This window comes from Sphingomonas sp. PP-CC-3A-396, from assembly GCF_004343105.1.
Classification (GTDB): domain Bacteria; phylum Pseudomonadota; class Alphaproteobacteria; order Sphingomonadales; family Sphingomonadaceae; genus Sphingomonas.
In genome coordinates, this window is record NZ_SLYF01000005.1 from 337,841 (window position 1) to 356,332 (window position 18,492).

At 66.1% G+C, this 18,492-nt stretch carries 16 protein-coding genes; 12 read left to right on the plus strand and 4 right to left on the minus strand.

Features of this window, described 5'->3' with window-relative positions; genetic code table 11:
• Positions 1-85: 85 nt before the first annotated feature.
• The 3 genes from C8J40_RS11965 to C8J40_RS11975 form a co-directional block, all read right to left on the minus strand.
• Entirely contained in the window at positions 86-847 is a 762-nt protein-coding gene (locus C8J40_RS11965; RefSeq protein ID WP_132742250.1) for a YkgJ family cysteine cluster protein, read from the minus strand.
• A gap of 22 nt (positions 848-869) precedes the next feature.
• On the minus strand, positions 870-1,712 hold the full coding sequence (locus tag C8J40_RS11970) for an SDR family NAD(P)-dependent oxidoreductase (RefSeq protein ID WP_132897203.1): 843 nt from the start codon (positions 1,710-1,712) through the stop codon (positions 870-872).
• A 245-nt stretch (positions 1,713-1,957) separates the two neighbouring features.
• Entirely contained in the window at positions 1,958-2,740 is a 783-nt protein-coding gene (locus tag C8J40_RS11975; protein WP_132742253.1) for a glucose 1-dehydrogenase, read from the minus strand.
• A 178-nt stretch (positions 2,741-2,918) separates the two neighbouring features.
• On the opposite strand from C8J40_RS11975, the gene C8J40_RS11980 reads away from it, so the two are divergent.
• The 9 genes from C8J40_RS11980 (at position 2,919) to C8J40_RS12020 (ending at position 13,765) form a co-directional block, all read left to right on the plus strand.
• Positions 2,919-3,614, plus strand: coding sequence for a RibD family protein (locus C8J40_RS11980; protein WP_132742254.1), 696 nt, complete (start codon positions 2,919-2,921; stop codon positions 3,612-3,614).
• A 211-nt stretch (positions 3,615-3,825) separates the two neighbouring features.
• Positions 3,826-5,058 (plus strand): MFS transporter, encoded by a 1,233-nt coding sequence (locus C8J40_RS11985; protein ID WP_132897204.1) that lies wholly within the window; start codon positions 3,826-3,828, stop codon positions 5,056-5,058.
• Positions 5,055-6,173, plus strand: coding sequence for an XdhC family protein (locus tag C8J40_RS11990; RefSeq protein ID WP_132742256.1), 1,119 nt, complete (start codon positions 5,055-5,057; stop codon positions 6,171-6,173). The genes C8J40_RS11985 and C8J40_RS11990 overlap by 4 nt, the downstream gene beginning before the upstream one ends.
• Positions 6,157-6,795 carry an aldehyde dehydrogenase iron-sulfur subunit PaoA gene (gene paoA, locus C8J40_RS11995; protein WP_132742257.1) on the plus strand — a complete coding sequence of 213 codons (639 nt, stop codon included), beginning with the start codon at positions 6,157-6,159 and terminating at the stop codon, positions 6,793-6,795. Before C8J40_RS11990 ends, paoA begins: the two co-directional genes overlap by 17 nt.
• Positions 6,792-7,742 (plus strand): xanthine dehydrogenase family protein subunit M, encoded by a 951-nt coding sequence (locus C8J40_RS12000; RefSeq protein WP_132742258.1) that lies wholly within the window; start codon positions 6,792-6,794, stop codon positions 7,740-7,742. The genes paoA and C8J40_RS12000 overlap by 4 nt, the downstream gene beginning before the upstream one ends.
• A gap of 4 nt (positions 7,743-7,746) precedes the next feature.
• On the plus strand, positions 7,747-9,954 hold the full coding sequence (gene paoC / locus C8J40_RS12005) for an aldehyde oxidoreductase molybdenum-binding subunit PaoC (RefSeq protein WP_132742259.1): 2,208 nt from the start codon (positions 7,747-7,749) through the stop codon (positions 9,952-9,954).
• A gap of 48 nt (positions 9,955-10,002) precedes the next feature.
• Positions 10,003-10,611 carry a cysteine hydrolase gene (locus C8J40_RS12010; protein WP_132742260.1) on the plus strand — a complete coding sequence of 203 codons (609 nt, stop codon included), beginning with the start codon at positions 10,003-10,005 and terminating at the stop codon, positions 10,609-10,611.
• On the plus strand, positions 10,608-12,818 hold the full coding sequence (gene paoC, locus C8J40_RS12015; RefSeq protein ID WP_132742261.1) for an aldehyde oxidoreductase molybdenum-binding subunit PaoC: 2,211 nt from the start codon (positions 10,608-10,610) through the stop codon (positions 12,816-12,818). The genes C8J40_RS12010 and paoC (C8J40_RS12015) overlap by 4 nt, the downstream gene beginning before the upstream one ends.
• A complete protein-coding gene (locus C8J40_RS12020; RefSeq protein ID WP_132742262.1) occupies positions 12,815-13,765 on the plus strand; it encodes an SMP-30/gluconolactonase/LRE family protein in 951 nt (316 codons plus the stop codon). Before paoC (C8J40_RS12015) ends, C8J40_RS12020 begins: the two co-directional genes overlap by 4 nt.
• A gap of 3 nt (positions 13,766-13,768) precedes the next feature.
• Here C8J40_RS12020 and C8J40_RS12025 read toward each other — a convergent pair whose 3' ends face one another.
• Complete coding sequence (locus tag C8J40_RS12025; protein ID WP_243643518.1) at positions 13,769-14,968, minus strand: MFS transporter; 1,200 nt, start codon at positions 14,966-14,968, stop codon at positions 13,769-13,771.
• Between the two features lie 279 nt (positions 14,969-15,247).
• Between C8J40_RS12025 and C8J40_RS12030 the strand changes: the two genes are divergently transcribed.
• The 3 genes from C8J40_RS12030 (at position 15,248) to C8J40_RS12040 (ending at position 18,474) form a co-directional block, all read left to right on the plus strand.
• Entirely contained in the window at positions 15,248-15,436 is a 189-nt protein-coding gene (locus C8J40_RS12030; protein ID WP_132742264.1) for a hypothetical protein, read from the plus strand.
• Positions 15,437-15,438: 2 nt separating this feature from the next.
• Positions 15,439-15,969, plus strand: a complete 531-nt coding sequence (locus C8J40_RS12035) for a cyclophilin-like fold protein (RefSeq protein ID WP_132742265.1) — start codon at positions 15,439-15,441, stop codon at positions 15,967-15,969.
• A 102-nt stretch (positions 15,970-16,071) separates the two neighbouring features.
• On the plus strand, positions 16,072-18,474 hold the full coding sequence (locus tag C8J40_RS12040; RefSeq protein ID WP_207901212.1) for a membrane-bound PQQ-dependent dehydrogenase, glucose/quinate/shikimate family: 2,403 nt from the start codon (positions 16,072-16,074) through the stop codon (positions 18,472-18,474).
• Positions 18,475-18,492 lie beyond the last annotated feature (18 nt).

Genomic DNA, 18,492 nt, shown 5'->3' on the forward strand with positions numbered 1-18,492 from the left:
ATTGGAGCGGCATATCGGCGCCGCAACGTGCCGTGATGCTCGCTATAGCGGGTGCTCGGTCGTGCTGACGCGTCGGTCACTGGACTCAGTATAGCGGCAGATATGCGACCTGATCGTGGTTCGGAGAGGACACCGCCTTCGCCCCCGCTGCGGTGATCAACGCCAGCGTTTCGGAACGCGGGGATACAAACAGCCAATCCGGGGACGGCGTATCCTTGCTCGGATCACCCGCCCCCTGCATGGCGTCGCGAAGAATAGGGAGCAACGCGTCGGATGCGATGCTCCAGACGGCGAACCCCTCGTTTTCCAACGCGGCGATCTTCATGCCGAGGGCGGTCGCCAACGACCGACGCATGCCGACCTCGCGCAGTCCCGCCGCACGGGCAGCAGCGATCGCCGTGTCGGTCACGACGTCCAGGATGCGCCCGTCTGCCGAGAGATACTCGGGTTGGCGATCATCCCATGCTTCGGGCGGGCATAATTTGCGGTCGCTCTTCAAGGCCAAGCCGGGAATGATCTCCGCAGGATAGATTCGGCAGGTGTTGGGCCGTTCGTCATATATCCCGCACCGCATGTCCGGCAGGAGGTTGGGACACGCGCCGTCGAACTGTGCGGCCAGGATGACCTGTACGCGGATCGCCAACCCGCCGCTTCGGGCCGGAAAACTTCGTGCACTCCTGTAAGCGACGACCGGGCTGAGGTCGTCCAGATCCGCCGCCGCATGGCAGAGTACCTGGACCTTGCCGCCGCGATGCAACCACTGGATCGCCTCCGCGACGCTGAGGGTCAGCCGCAAATCGTGGCAGCAACGACCGCAGGACGTGCAGGAGAAGCTGATCCCGGTCATCGTTCGGCTGGCCAACAGGCGATCAGTGCGCAGCGTCGAAGTCGGTCGAGCCCGACAGCTGCGCGAACTTCGCCGCCTGCTCCCGGCGCTCGGCGGTCATCGTCTCGATAATGCCGAGCACATCCTTGCCCACCGCTAGGATCCGCGGGGGTTCCGCCATGCCCGCGACCTGCACCATGACATCCCCGAACTTGGCCGGATCACCCGCCTGCGTTCCACTGACCGGCGCCCAGGCGTCGCGAGCAGGCGTCAGATGCGAATAATCGTCGATACTGGGGGCAGCATAGCGCACGGACGCGTCGCTCAGCAACTCGGTCCGAAACATGCCCGGTTCGACGAGCACGGTCCTGATGCCGAATTGCTCGACCTCCTGCGCCAGCGCTAGGGTCAGTCCCTCGACGGCGAATTTGGTCGCGCCGTACGCGGTGCTTTGCGCGAAACCCTGGATACCGCCGCCCGAGCTGATGTTCAGGATCGTCCCGGACCGCTGGCGCCGCATGACCGGCAAGACCGCGCGCAGCACGTGCATCACGCCGAAAACGTTGACGCGGTACTGCCACTCGATGTCGGCCCAGGCGAGTTCCTCGAAATTCCCGAACACGCCGCCGCCGGCATTGTTGAGCAGCACGTCGATCGTACCGAATTCAGCGATGCCGCGGTCGACGGCGGCTTGAACCTCATCGGGGTTCGTCACGTCGAGCGCGGTGACGACGAGGTCGTCGCCGGCATACTCCCGAAGGGTGTCGTTGATCTTCGCGACGTTTCGACCTGCTGCGATAACCCGGTCGCCACTCTGGAGTGCCGCGCGAGCGGTGCCGGCGCCCAAACCGCTACCGGCGCCCGTGATAAACCAGACCTTGCTCATGATGACCCCGCATTTGGATAGGCCGACGGTATCGGCGACGCTTCACCCAGCGGGACGAAGCGCGTCGATCGTCGCGACGCCTGCTTTTCCAGTAAAGGGCCAGCCTAGACAATCGGCCGGCCCTTCATCGACGGGATGAAATTCGCTCAGGTACCAATCACGGACCAGCCCGAGCGAGGATGGCGACCGCATCCTCGCTCGTGACCGACAATCCGCCGCCGACGACACCGGGTCGCGGGTAGAGCTCAGCCGCCCAGACCGACGGTCTGGCCGCCATCGACGACCATCGCATGGCCGACCATGAACGCGGCGGCGTCCGAGCACATGTAGAGAACGGCGGCGGCGATTTCCTCGGGCTTGCCCATGCGGCCGATCGGCTCCTGCGCGATCATCTTCTTCTGGCCTTCCTCGGTGCCGCCCGAAACGCGGTCGGTGATCATCGGCGTTTCGATGATGCCGGGGCAGATGACGTTCACGCGGATGTTGTCGCCGATATATTCGAGCGCGGCCGACTTGCTGAGCCCGATCACGCCGTGCTTGACCGCGACGTAGCCGGCCTGCCCGGCGATCCCGACGACGCCGGCGCCCGACGAGGTGTTGACGATCGCGCCGCCGCCGCGCTTCTGCATCAGCGGGATCTGGTACTTCATGCACAGAAAAACGCCGCGCAGATCGATCGCGGTCATGCGGTCGAAATCCTCCTCGCTGAGGTCCGCCAGCGGAATCTGCTGCTGCTCGATACCTGCATTGTTGAAGGCGATGTCGATGCCGCCAAATGCTTCGGCGGTCTTGTCGAGCGCGGTGCGGACGTCCTCGCTCTTCGAGACGTCGCAGGTGATGCCGAGCGCGCTGCCCCCCGCTGCCTCGATCGCCGCGACGACCTCCGCCACGCCGTCACCGTTCAGATCGGCGACGGCGACATGGGCACCGGCCTTGGCGAAGGCGATCGCGGTGGTGCGGCCGATGCCGTTGGCGGCGCCGGTGATGAAGGCGATCTTGCCTGCGTAGCTCTGGTTCTGGTCGGCCATCTTTATTTCCTTCACGCTGAGCAGCTTGTTCGCTGCGGACCCGGTCCAGAACGAAGCGGGTCGATGCCGCTTCCATGAAATCCCCTCACCGATCCGATGCAGCACCCTCATTGGACCGACAGGCCGACGCGGTCGTTCCTTACGGATAGCCTTGAAGCCAGTTTCAGGATTTCCGTACATGAAGCCGCATATCATCTGTCACATGGCCAGCAGCATCGACGGCAGGATCTTGCCCGAACGCTGGACGCCGAGCGGCGCGCATTCGCACGAGATGTACGAGGAACTACATGGTCGGCTTGGCGGCGGATCGTGGCTCGTCGGGCGTGTCACGGGCCAGGAATTCGCCAAGCGCGAGGCATACCCTGATAGCCCCGAAGCGAGTTTTCCCCGGACGGCGTGGCTGCCCAGGACCGATGCCGATGCGTATGGCGTCGTGCTCGATGCACGGGGCAAGATCGCCTGGGGACGCAACGACGTTGGTGGCGATCCGATCGTCGTCGTCCTGACCAAGGCCGTATCCGACGCGCATCTCGCGGGATTACGCGAGGACGGCGTCGGGTATGTGTTCGCCGGTAAGACCGACCTCGACCTGCACGAAGTTGTAGCGGTCCTCGCTGTCGAACTCGGGATCGACCACCTGCTGCTCGAAGGGGGTGGTCACCTCAATGGCGGCTTTCTGCGTGCCGGCCTCATCGACGAGATCAGCCTGATGCTCGTTCCCGCTATCGATGGCGCATCGGGTGCTCCGGCCGTTTTCGATGGCTCTGGCGTGCCGACTTCGGAGCGGTTGCCGATCGATACCCTGGCTTTGATCAGTCACGAAGTCATGGACGGCGGGATCGTCTGGCTTCGGTATCGGATCGCTCCAGCCTGACGACTTAGGGTTTTGCGAGCGCGTGCATGAGCAACGCTCACCAAGGCATCAACGTCTGGCCGAATTGTCGGTCGGTTCGTCTTCCGATAAATTACGATTCGTCGCAGCCAACCGTTCGTTCCCGAACCGGCAAGGCGCGAGCGCCCGGATCCGTCGTGATCCCTCCTCACCGACGGGTCCGGGCGCATTTGACACACTCAGGAGAGCCATCATGGCAAGTCCCATCGCCGCGGTTGCGGAAACCGATGCCGCGCGCATCGACGATCGGCCCGCCCGCTGGGGTGCGGTATACGCAATGGCGCTGTGCAGCTTCGTGCTTATCGCGTCCGAGTTCATGCCGGTCAGCCTGCTCAGCCCGATCGCGCAGACGCTGAACCTCAGCGAGGGCAAGGCCGGACAGGCGATTGCCGTATCCGGCCTGTTCGCAGTCATCACCAGCCTTTCGTTGTCCGCCGTTCTGGGCAGGATGGACCGCCGGATCGTGCTGCTCGTGCTGACCAGCATGCTCGTCCTGTCCGGCGCCATCGTCGCATTCGCGCCGACCTATCTGGTGTTCATGGCCGGGCGCGCTCTTCTCGGCGTTGCGATCGGCGGGTTCTGGTCCATGTCCGCCGCGGTCGCGATGCGGCTGGTGCCGAGCCAGTCGGTACCGAAGGCGCTTGCGGTCATCAGTGGCGGTAATGCGCTCGCCACCGTGCTCGCGGCACCACTTGGCAGCTTCGTCGGCAGCCTGATTGGGTGGCGCGGCGCATTCTTCTGCGTAGTCCCCGTCGCGGTCGCAGCGGTGATCTGGCAGGCCGTCACGCTGCCGAGCCTCCCCGTGTCGGAACGGCAGAGCGCCCGTGGCATGTTTGCGCTGCTCCGCCGGCCGCCCGTGGTGTTCGGCCTGCTGACCGTCGCCATGCTGTTCGTCGGGCAGTTCTCGCTGTTCACCTATCTCCGCCCGTTCCTCGAGCAGGTGACGCACGTCTCGCCGGCGTTGCTGTCCATCATGCTGCTAATTCTTGGTGTATCCGGGTTCATCGGCACGGTCCTGATCGGTCGTGTGCTGAACGCGGGACTGTTTCTCACAATCGCCGTGTTGCCGACGTTGATGGCGGCCACGGCGGTGGCGCTGACGGTCGTCGGGACGTCGGTCGTCGCGGTCGGGATCCTGCTCGCGGTCTGGGGCTTTGCGGGCACGTCCGCGCCGGTAGCATGGTGGACGTGGTTGGCGCGCACCGTGCCCGACGAGGCCGAGGCCGGCGGCGGGCTGATGGTCGCGATCGTGCAGCTTGCGATCACGCTCGGCGCGACGATGGGCGGCATCGTCTTCGATACGGCCGGACCGCGCGCCGAGTTCCTGGCTAGCGCCGGCCTCCTGGCAGTAGCCGCGGTCGCCGCCCTGGCGATCGGTCGCGCGCATCGTGGCGCAGCCGGGCATGCGCAGGCCGCGACTGCATGAAGCAGGCGCTGGCGATCCTTCACTTCCTGCGTGACTGTGCCGAGCGCGGGGAGCGGGCCGCGCTGGTGACGCTGACCGACGTCACCGGTAGCGCGGCGCGCGCGCCCGGCGAGCATATGGCGGTCGCCGAAAGCGGACGGTCGCTCGGATCGTTTTCCGGCAGGTGCGTCGAAGCCGCGGTGATCGCCGAAGCGCAGGAGGTGCTAGCCGAAGGGTGTGCGCGACACGTGCGCTATGGAGACGGCTCGCGCTATATCGACATTCGACTGCCCTGCGGCGGGGGCATCGACTTGCTGTTCACGCCGACGCCGGATCGCCGGCAGATCGATTGCGCGATTGCCGTTCTGGAGCGACGAGAGCCGCTCACGCTCCAGCTCACCCAGGACGGCGATCTAGTTGCCGCCCGCTCAGACGTAGACCATTGCACGCAATGGCGCGATACGGCGTTCATCGTGCGGCACGATCCGGTCCTGCGATTGGTCGTGACGGGACACGGCGCGGAACCCGCCGCGATGCTCGACATCGCCCGTGCCTACGGCGCCGAGGTTATGCTCTTGAGCCCGCAGAATTCGCTGGTGGAGGATGCACGGGAGAAGGGCATGTCCGCTGCGCTTCTCCGCTTCGTCGGCCGCGTCGACGGGTTGGTGATCGATCCCTGGACGGCCGTCATCACGCTGTTCCACGATCACGACTGGGAGACACCGCTGCTGCTCCAGGTCATGGAACAGCTCCCGTTCTTCGTCGGCGCGATGGGAAGCCTGCGTACACATCTCGAACGCCAGCGACGCCTGCTCGAAGCGGGCGCGATACCGGATGATATCGCGCGGGTCGTCGGACCGGTCGGTCTGATCAAGGCGACACGCGACCCGCAGACGCTGGCGCTCTCGATCATGGCACAGGTGGTACAAGCGTACGAAGCCGCGACGGCCTTCAACATACCGCGCCCCGCCCCTTCGACCATGAGCCATCCTCATGGTTTCATTGAACAACATGCACGCTCCGAACGCGGTGGCGGTGCGTTACAGTCCTCGACAATCGTTGATGTAAATCAGACCCTTACCGCGGACGCGCGGTTCGACAGGAAGGAAGACCAAGCCCATGCCCAGCGTATCTGAAGTGGAGTTTTCGCGGCGCGGGCTGCTCGCGGGAAGCGCAGCGACTGCCGTGATCGTCGCATCGCCGGTCGGTGCCGCTGTCACGACGCCGCCCAAGGCAGACGCCGCGCCGACCATGCCGGTGCGCTTCAAGGTCAATGGCGAGAAGCGCGAACTCAGCCTCGATCCGCGGACCACCCTGCTCGACGCGTTGCGCGAGCATCTCCACCTGACGGGGACCAAGAAGGGCTGTGATCACGGCCAGTGCGGCGCGTGTACCGTGATGGTCGACGGGGTCCGGATCAATTCCTGCCTCAGCCTCGCGGTGATGCATGAGGGCGACGAGATCACGACGATTGAGGGCCTCGGCACGCCCGACAAGCTGCACCCGATGCAGGCGGCCTTCATCAAGCATGACGGCTATCAGTGCGGTTATTGCACGCCGGGGCAGATCTGCTCGGCGGTCGCTGTCCTCGACGAGATCAAGCGTGGCATCCCGAGCCATGCGCAGGGCGACCTGATGACCAAGCCGACCGCGACGAACGTCGAGATGCGCGAGCGGATGAGCGGCAACATCTGCCGCTGCGGTGCCTATTCCAACATCGCCGAAGCCATGGCTGAAGTCGCGGGAGCAAAAGCATGAGAGCTTTCACTTATGAGCGCGCCAAGGACGCGAGCAGCGCAGCGCGTGCCGTTGCGGCAAACCCGGCCGCCAAGTTCATCGCGGGCGGCACCAACCTGCTCGACCTGATGAAGATCGAGGTCGAGACGCCGACGCATCTGGTCGACGTGCAGGATCTCGGCTTCGACAAGATCGAGGCGACGCGCGACGGCGGCCTGCGGATCGGCGCGCTGGTGACCAATACGAACCTCGCCGCCGACGAGCGCGTCCGCCGCGATTACGGCGTGCTGACCCGCGCGATCGTCGCCGGGGCTTCGGGCCAGTTGCGCAACAAGGCGTCGACCGCGGGCAATCTGCTCCAGCGGACGCGGTGCCCGTATTTCTACGACACCAATATGGCGTGCAACAAACGCAAGCCGGGTTCGGGTTGCGCCGCGATCGGTGGCTATTCGCGCCAGTTGGGCGTCATCGGCGTCAGCGATAGCTGCATCGCGACGTTCCCGGGCGACATGGCGGTCGCGATGCGCGTGCTCGACGCGGTGGTCGAGACCGTCGATGCGACCGGTCAGCGCCGCTCGATCCCGATCGCCGACTTCCACCGGTTGTGGGGTGATACGCCCCAGCAGGATACCGTGCTGAAGCAAGGCGAGCTGATCACCGCCGTCACTTTGCCGAAGCCGCTTGGCGGCAAGCATTTCTACGAGAAGGTGCGCGATCGTGCATCCTACGCCTATGCGCTGGTGTCGATCGCCGCGGTGATCCAGCCCGATGGCACCGGGCGCGTCGCGTTCGGTGGCGTGGCCCCCCGCCCCTGGCGTGTCGAGGCGGCGGATGCCTTGCTGCCACGCGGTGCCGCCGCAGTGACGGCGCGTGCGTTCCAGGGTGCGACGCCGACCAAGGACAACGCGTTCAAGCTGCCACTTGCCACCCGCGCGCTGGCCTCGGTCCTCGCCGAAGCGAAGGCATAAGCCCATGAAGTTCGAGACACCCGCCACTACCAACCCGATCGACCGCATGAAGGTCGTCGGGCGTGCGCAGACCCGCATCGACGGCCCGCTCAAGACCACCGGGCTGGCGCCCTACGCCTATGAACGTCACCGCGAGATCGAGAACGCCGCGTATGGCTATGTCGTCGGCGCGGCCGTTGCCAAGGGACGCATCAACGCGGTCGACACGGCCGCAGCCAAGGCCGCGCCCGGCGTCATCGCGATCGTCACCGCTGCCGACGTGGGCAAGCTCGGCAAGGGCAAGTTCAACACCGTCAAGCTGCTCGCCGGACCCGACGTCGATCATTACCACCAGGCCGTCGCTGTCGTCGTCGCCGAAACGTTCGAGCAGGCGCGCGCAGCCGCGGGTCTGGTTCGTGTCGATTACGCGCGGGGCAAGGGCCGGTTCGATCTCGACGCTGCGTTGAAGACGGCCCCACTGACCGATGCGGAAAAGCCCGGTAAGGGCGAGGACCGGGTCGGCAAGTTCGAGACGGCCTTCGCATCCGCGCCGGTCAAGCTGGACGCCGAATACACGACGCCCGATCACAGCCACGCGATGATGGAGCCGTTCGCCTCGATCGCCGCCTGGAACGGCGATGCACTGACGGTGTGGACGTCGAACCAGATGATCGACTGGGGACGTACCGATCTCGCCACCACGCTAAACATGCCGAAGGAGAAGGTTACCTTTCTGTCGCCTTATGTCGGTGGCGGCTTTGGCGGGAAGCTGTTTCTCCGCAGCGATGCGGTCCTGGCGGCGCTCGGCGCGAAGGCGGCGGGGCGCCCGGTCAAGCTCGCGATGAGTCGCCCGTTTATGGCCAACAACACGACGCACCGTCCCGCCACGCGCCAGCGCATCCGCATCGGTGCGACCAAGGACGGCACGATCACCGCGATTGCGCACGAGAGCGGCTCGGGCGACCAGCCTAACGGCAGCCCGGAGGCCGCCGTCCTGCAGACTAACCTGTTGTACGCCGGCGCGAACCGCCTGACGTCGATGCGGCTGGCCGTGCTCGATCTGCCCGAGGGCAACGCGATGCGCGCGCCGGGTGAAGCCCCGGGCCTGATGGCGCTCGAGGTCGCGATGGACGAGATGGCGGAAAAGCTCCGCATGGATCCGATCGCCTTCCGCGTGAAGAACGACACGCAGGTCGATCCGAAGGACCCCAAGCGCCGCTTCTCGCAGCGCCAGCTGGTGCGCTGCCTGACCGAAGGTGCGCAGCAGTTCGGCTGGTCGCGCCGCAACGCGCAGCCCGGCCAGGTCCGCGACGGTCGCTGGCTGGTTGGGATGGGCGTGGCGTCCGCGTTTCGCAACCACATGAACATGACGTCGGGCGCGCGCGTCCGGCTCGGCAAGGACGGCATCGTCACGGTCGAGACCGACATGACCGACATCGGCACCGGTAGCTACACCATCATCGCGCAGACCGCGGCGGAGATGATGGGCGTGCCGCTCGACACGGTCGTCGTGAGACTCGGCAGTTCCGCGTTCCCGGTCTCGGCCGGGTCGGGCGGCCAGTTCGGCGCCGCCAACTCTACCGCGGGCGTCTATGCCGCGTGCGTGAAGTTGCGCGAGGCGGTGGCGCAGCGTCTCGGTTATAATTCGGCTGACGTCGTGTTCGACAGTGGCAAGGTCACGAGCGGCAACCGTTCGGCGGACCTTCGCCAGGCGGCGTCGGCCGGCGAACTCGTAGCCGAGGACAAGATCGAATACGGCACTCTCGACAAGAGCTGGCAGATCTCGACCTTCGGTGCGCACTTCGTCGAGGTCGGCGTCGACACCTACACCGGTGCCACCCGCTTGCGCCGGATGCTCGCGGTTTGCGCGGCCGGACGGATCATCAATCCGACATCGGCACGCAGCCAGGTGATCGGTGCGATGACGATGGGCGTCGGCAGCGCACTCATGGAGGAACTGGCGGTCGACAAGCGCTTCGGCTTCTTCGTCAACCACGACCTCGCCAGCTACGAGGTGCCGGTCCATGCCGACATCCCGCACCAGGAGGTGATCTTCCTCGATGAGGCCGACGACAAGGCCAATCCGATGAAGGCCAAGGGCATCGGCGAGCTCGGCCTGTGCGGCGTCGGCGCGGCGGTCGCCAACGCGATGTACAACGCGACCGGCGTCCGCCTGCGCGACTATCCACTGACCCTCGACAAGCATCTCGACCGGTTGCCGACGGTGGCGTGAGCCACGCCGGTCGATCCGCGGCGGTTGCAACGAATGGGAGACAAGACGATGATACCCGAGAAGACCGCCCTGCTGCTGATCGAGTACCAGAACGACTTCGTGAGCGAAGGCGGTGCGCAGCATGATGCGGTGAAGGCGGTAATGGCCGACACCGACATGCTCGCGCACAGCCGGTCGGTCGTGGAACAGGCGCGTGCGCAGGGCGTGACCGTAATGCACGCGCCGATCGGCTTTGCGGACGGCTATCCCGAGATGCCGTCCGATCCCTACGGCATTCTGGCCGGCATCAAGAAGGCGCAGGCCTTTCGCAAGGGCAGCTGGGGCGCGGCGATCGCCGATGCGATGGCGCCGGTCGACGGCGACATCGTGATCGAGGGCAAACGCGGCCTCGACTGCTTCGCGAGCACCAATATCGATTTCATCCTGCGCCAGCGCGGCATCACCGATCTGGCGATCGCCGGCTTCCTCACCAATTGCTGCATCGAGTCGACCATGCGCTCGGCATACGAACGCGGCTTCCGCGTCGTCACGCTGACCGACTGCACGGCAACCTTGAGCCCCGAGGAACAGGAGGCGGCGGTCACGAAGAACTTTCCCATGTTCTCCAAGCCGATGACGCACGACCAGTTCCTGGCCGATCTGGAGACACCCGCATGAAGTTCGACACGCCTGCGAACACGACGCCGATCGACCGCCTGACCGTGGTCGGTCGCGCGCACACGCGCGTCGAGGGTCCCCTGAAGACGACCGGCACGGCGCGTTACGCGGCCGAGCATCACGACTTCGCGCCGGATGCGGCGCATGGCTACATCCTCGGCGCAGCGATCGGCAAGGGACGTATCGAACGCATTGATACCGCGGCGGCACGCGCCGCGCCTGGGGTCCATGCGATCGTCACGTATGAAAACTCCGGTCCGATCGGCAAGGGCGAGTTCTACACGCAGCGTATTCTGGCCGGGCCATTGGTCGATCATTATCATCAGGCGGTGGCAGTCGTCGTCGCCGATACGTTCGAACAGGCGCGCGCCGCGGCGGCACTGATCCGCGTGACCTATGCTCGCGGTAAGGGTCGCTTTGACCTGGCCGCGCAGAAGCCATCGTCCCCGATCGCACCGAAGGAAGCGTTCGGAGGCCCAAGCGAGCAGTCGGTCGGCGCCTTTGCGACCGCGTTCGCCGGTGCCCCGGTCAAGGTCGACGAGACCTACACCGTTCCCGATCAGGCGCATGCGATGATGGAGCCCCACGCATCCATCGCGCGCTGGGATGGCGACAAGCTGACGTGCTGGACGTCGATCCAGGCGATGAACTGGGGCTGTCGAGACTTGGGCCTCATCATCGGCACGCCGAAGGAAAACATCCGCCTGCACTCGCCCTTCATCGGCGGCGGTTTTGGCGGCAAGGGCACGACGCAGAGCGATCTTGCACTCGCGGCCATCGCCTCGCGCGTATCTGGTCGTCCGGTCAAGGTCGTGTTGCAGCGCCCGTTGATGTTCAACAATACCATTCACCGGCCCAAGACGATCCAGCGCATTCGATTGGGCGCCGGCAAGGACGGCCGTCTCGTTGCCATCGGTCACGATAGCTGGTCGGGCAACCTGGCCGGTGGCCGCACCGAGCCTACCACCCTTCCGACGCAGCTGATGTACGCGGGAAAGAACCGCCTGTTGCGACGCTATCTCGCCCCTCTCGATCTCGCCGAGGGCAACGCCATGCGCGCGCCGGGCGAGGCGCCGGGGATGATGGCGCTGGAAGTCGCGATGGACGAGCTTGCCGAAAAGCTCGGCATGGATCCGGTCGCACTGCGTATCGCAAACGACACGCAAATTGACCCCGCAAAACCCGAACGCCGTTTTTCCACCCGGCCGTTCGTACAGTGCTTGCGAGAGGGCGCGGACCGGTTCGGCTGGAACGCGCGGGTCGCAAAACCCGGCAGCCGGCGTGAAGGCAAGTGGCTGATCGGCATGGGTGTCGCCAGCGCGATCCGCGGCGCACCGATCATGAAGGCCGGCGCTCGCGTACGGCTGGGCAAGGACGGGCACGTCACGGTCGAGACCGACATGACCGACATCGGCCAGGGCAGCTACACGATCGTCGCGCAGACCGCCGCCGAGATGATGGGCGTTCCCTTAGACCGCGTGACCGCGAAGCTCGGGGACTCGACCTTTCCCGAGACACCCGGCTCGGGCGGTCAGGCCGGAGCAGCGTCGGCCACCGCCGGCGTCTACGCCGCATGCGCGAAGCTGCGCGACCTCGTTGCGCAGCGGATGGGATTCAACACGACCGATGTGACGTTCGCGGACGGACGCGTCAGTTCGGCGGGCCGTTCGGTCCCGCTTTCCGATGCAGCCAAGGACGGCGAGATCGTCGCCGAGGATTTCATGGAATATGGCAACCTCAGCAAGGAGTATGCGCAACAGACCGTCGGCGCGCATTTTGCAGAGGTCGCGGTGGACGCCTATACCGGCGCGGTCCGCGTGCGCCGTATGCTGGCGATCTGCGCCGCGGGACGCATCCTCAATCCGATCACCGCGCGCAGCCAGGTGATCGGTGGGATGACGATGGGCATCGGCGCCGCACTGATGGAGGAGATGGCGGTCGACACCCGGTTCGGCTTCTTCGTCAATCACGATCTCGCCGGTTACGAAGTGCCGGTTCACGCCGACGTGCCGCATCTCGAAGCGCATTTCATTAACGAGGTCGATGCGACCATGTCGCCACTGAAGGCAAAGGGGGTAGGCGAACTGGGCTTGGTCGGCGTCGCACCGGCAATCGCCAACGCGGTGTACAACGCGACCGGCGTGCGGGTGCGCGAGTATCCGTTGACGCTCGAGAAGCACCTTGCGGGCCTGCCTGAACTCGCATGATGCCTGTGCTCCAGCACTGCGTTGCGGCAGTGGCGGCTGCGGTGACCAGCGCGCCCGCCAGCGTGGTACCCCTCCCGCCAGGCGAGCGCGACCTTCCGGCAATCGTCGCGGATCGCCCGGTTCTGGTTCCCGGCGCGACGAAAGACCTCGAGGGCCCGGTCTTCCCGCCGGGCGGCGACCTCCTGTTCTCGGACGTGCAGGGAAGCCGCGTCCTGCGGCTGGACGCTCATGGTCGTATCGCGGAGGCATTCCGGCTTAAGGGGCTCAACCCCGGCGGGATGGCCCTCGGACCTGATGGCCGGCTCTACATCGCCGCCGCCAATGCGAAGGGCGGCGGCGCCGTGATCTCGGTACAGCTCGATGGTACGCAACAGCGCACGATCGTGCCGGAAAGCGCCGGGTTCGCGCCAAATGACGTCACCTTCGATGCGAAGGGCGGCTTCTATTTCAGCGACGCCCGCGGATCGATCGGCGAGGCGACCGGCGGCGTCTGGTATGTCGGCCCGGGCGGCGCGCCGCCGAAACCGGTAGTCCGCAACCTGGCCGTCGCCAACGGCATCGCGCTCAGCCCCGACGGGAAGCAGTTGTGGGTCGGCGAATTTGCGCTGGGTCGCCTGTACCGTATCACGCTAAAAGATGCGACGACGCCGGCCCCCTTCGGCGCGACGACCGCCTATCATTTCACCGGACCGGCGCCGGATTCGATGCGCGTCGATGCGTCCGGTCAGCTTTACGTGGCGATGTACGGTCAGGGTCGCATCCTGGTATTCTCTCCCTCGGGGCTTCCGATTGGCCAGATCCTGCTGCCCGGCCGCGATGCCGGGCGGAACCTGAACCTGACGAGCATGGCGATCCGGCCCGGCACGCGTGAGATGACGATCGTGACGAGCGACGGCACACGAGGCGGCAACGCAACCGTCTTCCACGCCCGCACGATCGAGCGCTAAACCTTATCGACGTTCGGTGCGAGCACCCGCCTTGAACCCGTTGCCCGACGAGGCGTAGGCGACCACGAAGGCGATGCCCAGCAGGACCAGCATCGCCGGGAAGAACGCCTGAATGCCGGCGCTGCGATAGATCAGCGCACCGATCGCGCCGCCGCACGCGATGCTCACGTTCCAGATCGTGGTCAGCATTGCGCCGACGATATCGACCCCGTCGCCCGCGGCGTCGGACGCTGCCGTCTGAATCGAGGTGGCAGCACCCCCAAAGGTCAGGCCCCAGAGCACGACACCGACCAGGATCACCCCATTGCTGTGTGGCAGAAAGCCGAGCACCATTGTCGCACCCGCGAATACCGCCAGGCTGGCCAGGACGTGAAGGCGCAGATGGCGGTCCACTGCGGCACCGGCGATCCAGATCCCCGCCAGCGCCGCACAGCCGAACACCAGCAGCAACAGGCTGACCCGGTCACCGTCGCCTGCCCATTCCGCGTAGGGCGCGAGATAGGTGTAAAGGATGTAATGCGCCGTCACCCACCCAAACGCGGTGGCGAGGATCATCGCGACGCCCGGCATCCGCAGCACGGCAAGGTTCGACAGCTTGCGCTCGGGCGGCTGTCCGGCGCTGTCCGGCATCTTCCACGCGACCGCGCCAGCGAGGCACAATGCCAGCGCAGCCAGCACGAGGAACGCGGTTCGCCAGCCGATCGCCCCACCCGCGAACGTGCCCAGCGGCACGCCGACCGACAGCGCGAGCGGCGTGCCGATCATCGCCAGCGCGAGCGCCTGGCCCTTCAACCGATCGACGACGAGCCGACGGGCATAGCCCCCGAGAATGCCCCAGCCGAGCCCGGCGGCAACGCCCGCCGCAAACCGCGCGACGAGGGTCACCGCAAAGCTGTGTGACAAGGCTGTCACGACATCGAACACCAGCAGGCCGAGGATCGCCGCAAGCAACAGCGGTTTGCGCGCATAGCTCTGCGTGAAACTGACCAGCGGGATGGCTGCCACCACCGACCCCACGGCGTATACCGTCACCATCTGACCTGCGAGTGCACGCGAAATGGACAGGTCATCAGCAACCTGCGGCAGGAGGCCAGCCGGCAGCGTTTCGGTCACGATCGCGGTAAACCCGGTCAGGGCCAGTAGGATGAGCGCGCCGACGGGGAGCGTATCGCGCTCGGACTGCGCAGGGGGTTCGCTATGCAAGGAAATACCTTCGTTGCGACCGCCGGGCGATCGACGTGCGGGAATGGGGGACAACAATAGTACGAACCGGTCGCACGATCGTGTCATGGCGGTTGCTCAACGCCTAGATGAGCGGAGCACAAGGTGAACGCCGCTCATCGCATCATCAACGCGCAGCCGCGTTGTCCACGGTCGGATCGGCGATTATCTCAACGATCGGCAGAGGCCGGGGGAGGAAACGATCATGACGCATCATGCGACACAGTCGGCAACTGGCTGACTATGGCCCGAACGAACACGATGGAATCTACGCGGATCGGCCATGACGATGTCCACGATCTCAAGGCAGCGCTGCGTGACGGGGGTATGCCCGTGCTCGATGCGGCCATCGCCGATGCGCTGTCGAACAAGTCGCGCCACCATGGCTTCCGGATCAGCGCAGGCGATGCTCCAGCAACACCGTGCCACATGAGCGTAACAGGAGGATGACGATGCGCACTATCGTGGCCGGACGGCCTTTCCTTTGTCTGTTGGCAATGCTGGCGGCATGCGGCCAACCTGCCGCGACAGCGACTACGACCGCGACGGCGACCAACACGGTGGACTCCAGCAAGACCAGCGCGAGCGAGGTACGAACAATGACGACGATCGAGATTGAGGCCGGGACCCGCAAGTGGACCGCGCAGATCGCGGACAACCCCTCCGCCCGCGATTTCCTCGCGCAGCTCCCGCTCGACCTGACGCTGACCGATTATGCGGCGACGGAAAAAATCGCCACCCTGCCCCGCCCGCTGACCCGTGACGGCGCGCCGGCCGCGGTCACGCCGCGTGCCGGAGAAATCGGCTATTACGCACCCTGGGGCAACATCGCGTTGTATCACAAGGATGGCCCGCACTCGCCGGGCCTGGTGATCCTCGGTCGGATCGACGAGCATTATGCCGACCTCGCCACTCCGGGCGCCGTGAAGGTCACGATCCGACGGCGCAACGCCGCGCCACCGACAAGCCGCCCGCCCGAGTGATGAACGTTCCTCACCTCTTCGTTGCACCCAGGTAATGCATATCGTGCTTAATCAAGACGTTGAGGTCTTACGTCTGCGATGGGCGGGGGGAGTTTCAGCACGATGGCGACGACGGAGCGCAAGCAGGGCCTGATCGCCCGATCGATACGATACGGGGTAACGGCGGCCTTTGGCATTGCCGGACTGGCTTTGCTCGTCGGTGGCATCATCCTCGTCGCCGATCATGGCTCGCTCTATTACCCGATCGCCGGATTGGCATTGCTGGCAACCGGGTGGCTGGCGTTCCGATGCGATCGTCGCGCGCGCATCGTATACGGCGTGCTCATCGCCGGGACGTTGGCCTGGAGCCTGTGGGAAGTCGGCATCGATGGCTGGCAGCTCGTGCCCCGATTGCTCGCGCCGCTGGCTCTCGGACTGCTCCTGTTCCTACCGCCCGTTCGCGGATCGCGGACAGGTCACCGCAGCGCACGTCGTACCCTGTCGATCGCCGGAGCGGGCATTGCACTCGCGATCGTCGCGGGTCTCGCACTGCATGCGATGGGACCGGACGATCCCCAGCCGGGATGGCTGCGTCGTGGCGTCCAGCCGTCTGCGCCCGGACTGCTCGCCAGCCCGCTCGCGAGCATCGGTCGCGGTGACTGGACCGCGTTCGGCAACGATCAGGGCGGTACCCGTTTCAGCCCGCTGGCACAGATCAACGCGGCCAACGTGCGTGATCTGAAGGTCGCCTGGACCGTCGATGCGGGGCCGGTCGGTCCGGGACCGAAGAAAGGTCTGGAAACCGTACCGATCATGATCGGCGACACTCTGTACGCGTGCAGCGGCAACAACCGGATCCTCGCCTATGACGCGGAGGACGGCCGCACGCGTTGGGTCCACGACATGGCGCCCGGCATCCCGTCCGCCGGCAAGCCCTGCCGCGGCGTATCCTATTACCGCGTGCCCGGCGCGACCGGACTGTGCGCGGAACGGATCTACGGCGCGAGCCAGGTGCCGACGCTCGTCGCGGTCGATGCGCGCACCGGCCGCATCTGCCCCGGGTTCGGCACGGCCGGCGCGATCGACCTGAACGCCAACATCAGCCGCTATCCCAAGGGGCAATATTACGTCAGCTCCGCGCCGCAGATCATCCGTGGCAAAGTGGTCGTCGGGGGCGGCATTCCGGACAACCAGTTCTGGCATGGCCCGTCGGGCGTGATCCGCGCCTACGACGCGGTCACCGGCCAACTCGCCTGGGCGTTCGATCCCGGGCACCCGAACCGCATCGGCGCTCCGCCCGCCGGCCAGACCTACACGCCGTCGTCGCCCAACAGCTGGGCACCGATCAGCGCGGACGAGGCGCTAGGCCTGGTCTACGTGCCGATGGGCGGATCGACTCCCGACAATTACGGCGGCCAGCGTCGGCCGTTCGACGATGCGCTGGGCGATGCGGTCGTGGCGCTGGACGCGGAAACCGGGCGACTGCGCTGGCGTTTCCAGACGACGCATCACGACATCTGGGACTATGACGTTCCTGCCCAGCCGACGCTGGTGAACCTGCCGGTGGCAGGCGGCACCCGGCCGGCGCTGATCCAGGCGACCAAGCGCGGCGAGGTGTTCGTGCTCGACCGTCGAACCGGGCGTCCGATCCTGCCGGTCGTGGAACGGCCGGTGCCACAGGACAGCGTCACGCCGGGCGACCGTCTGTCCGCGACGCAGCCCTTCTCGCCCGGCCTTCCCGCCTTCCGAGGCGGTGCGTTCCGCGAAAAGGACATGTGGGGCACGACGCCGATCGACCAGATGCTGTGCCGGATCCAGTTCCGCCGCTCGCGCTATGCCGGTCACATGACGCCGTCCGCGCTCGACAAGCCGACGCTGTTCGATCCCGGATCGGCCGGCGGCGTCAACTGGGGCGGCGTATCGATCGACGTCGATCACGGGATCATGGTGGTGACATGGATGCGGACCGCCGACCGGGTCGAGGTCGTGACCCGCGCCGAGGCCGAACGCCGCAAGTTAAAGCTCAACGACGGCAAGACCCCCGGCGGCGATGCGCAGCGGCCGATGCTGAACACGCCCTATGGGGCCTATGGCACGCCATTCCTGTCGCCGCTGGGCGTCCCGTGCACGACGCCGCCCTGGGGATTCATCGGTGCGGTAGACCTGACGAGTGGCAAGCTGATCTGGTCGAAGCCGCTCGGCTCTGCGCGTGATACCGGACCGCTCGGCATCCCGTCGATGCTGCCGATCACGATCGGCACGCCGCTCACCGGCGGATCGGTCACGACCCGCGGCGGGCTGGTGTTCGTCGGCGCGGCCGCGGAGAACACGCTGCGCGCACTCGATGTGCGGACCGGCCGCGAGCTGTGGCAGGCGCGCCTGCCTGGCGGGGCCAATGCGTCGCCGATGACGTACACGAGCCCCAGGAGCGGGCGTCAGTTCGTGGTGATCGCCGCCGGTGGCAACAAGTCGCTCAAGACGAAGCTTGCGAACAAGATCGTCGCCTTTGCGCTCCCGCCGCGTTGATCTCCCCAGTTTGCTTGC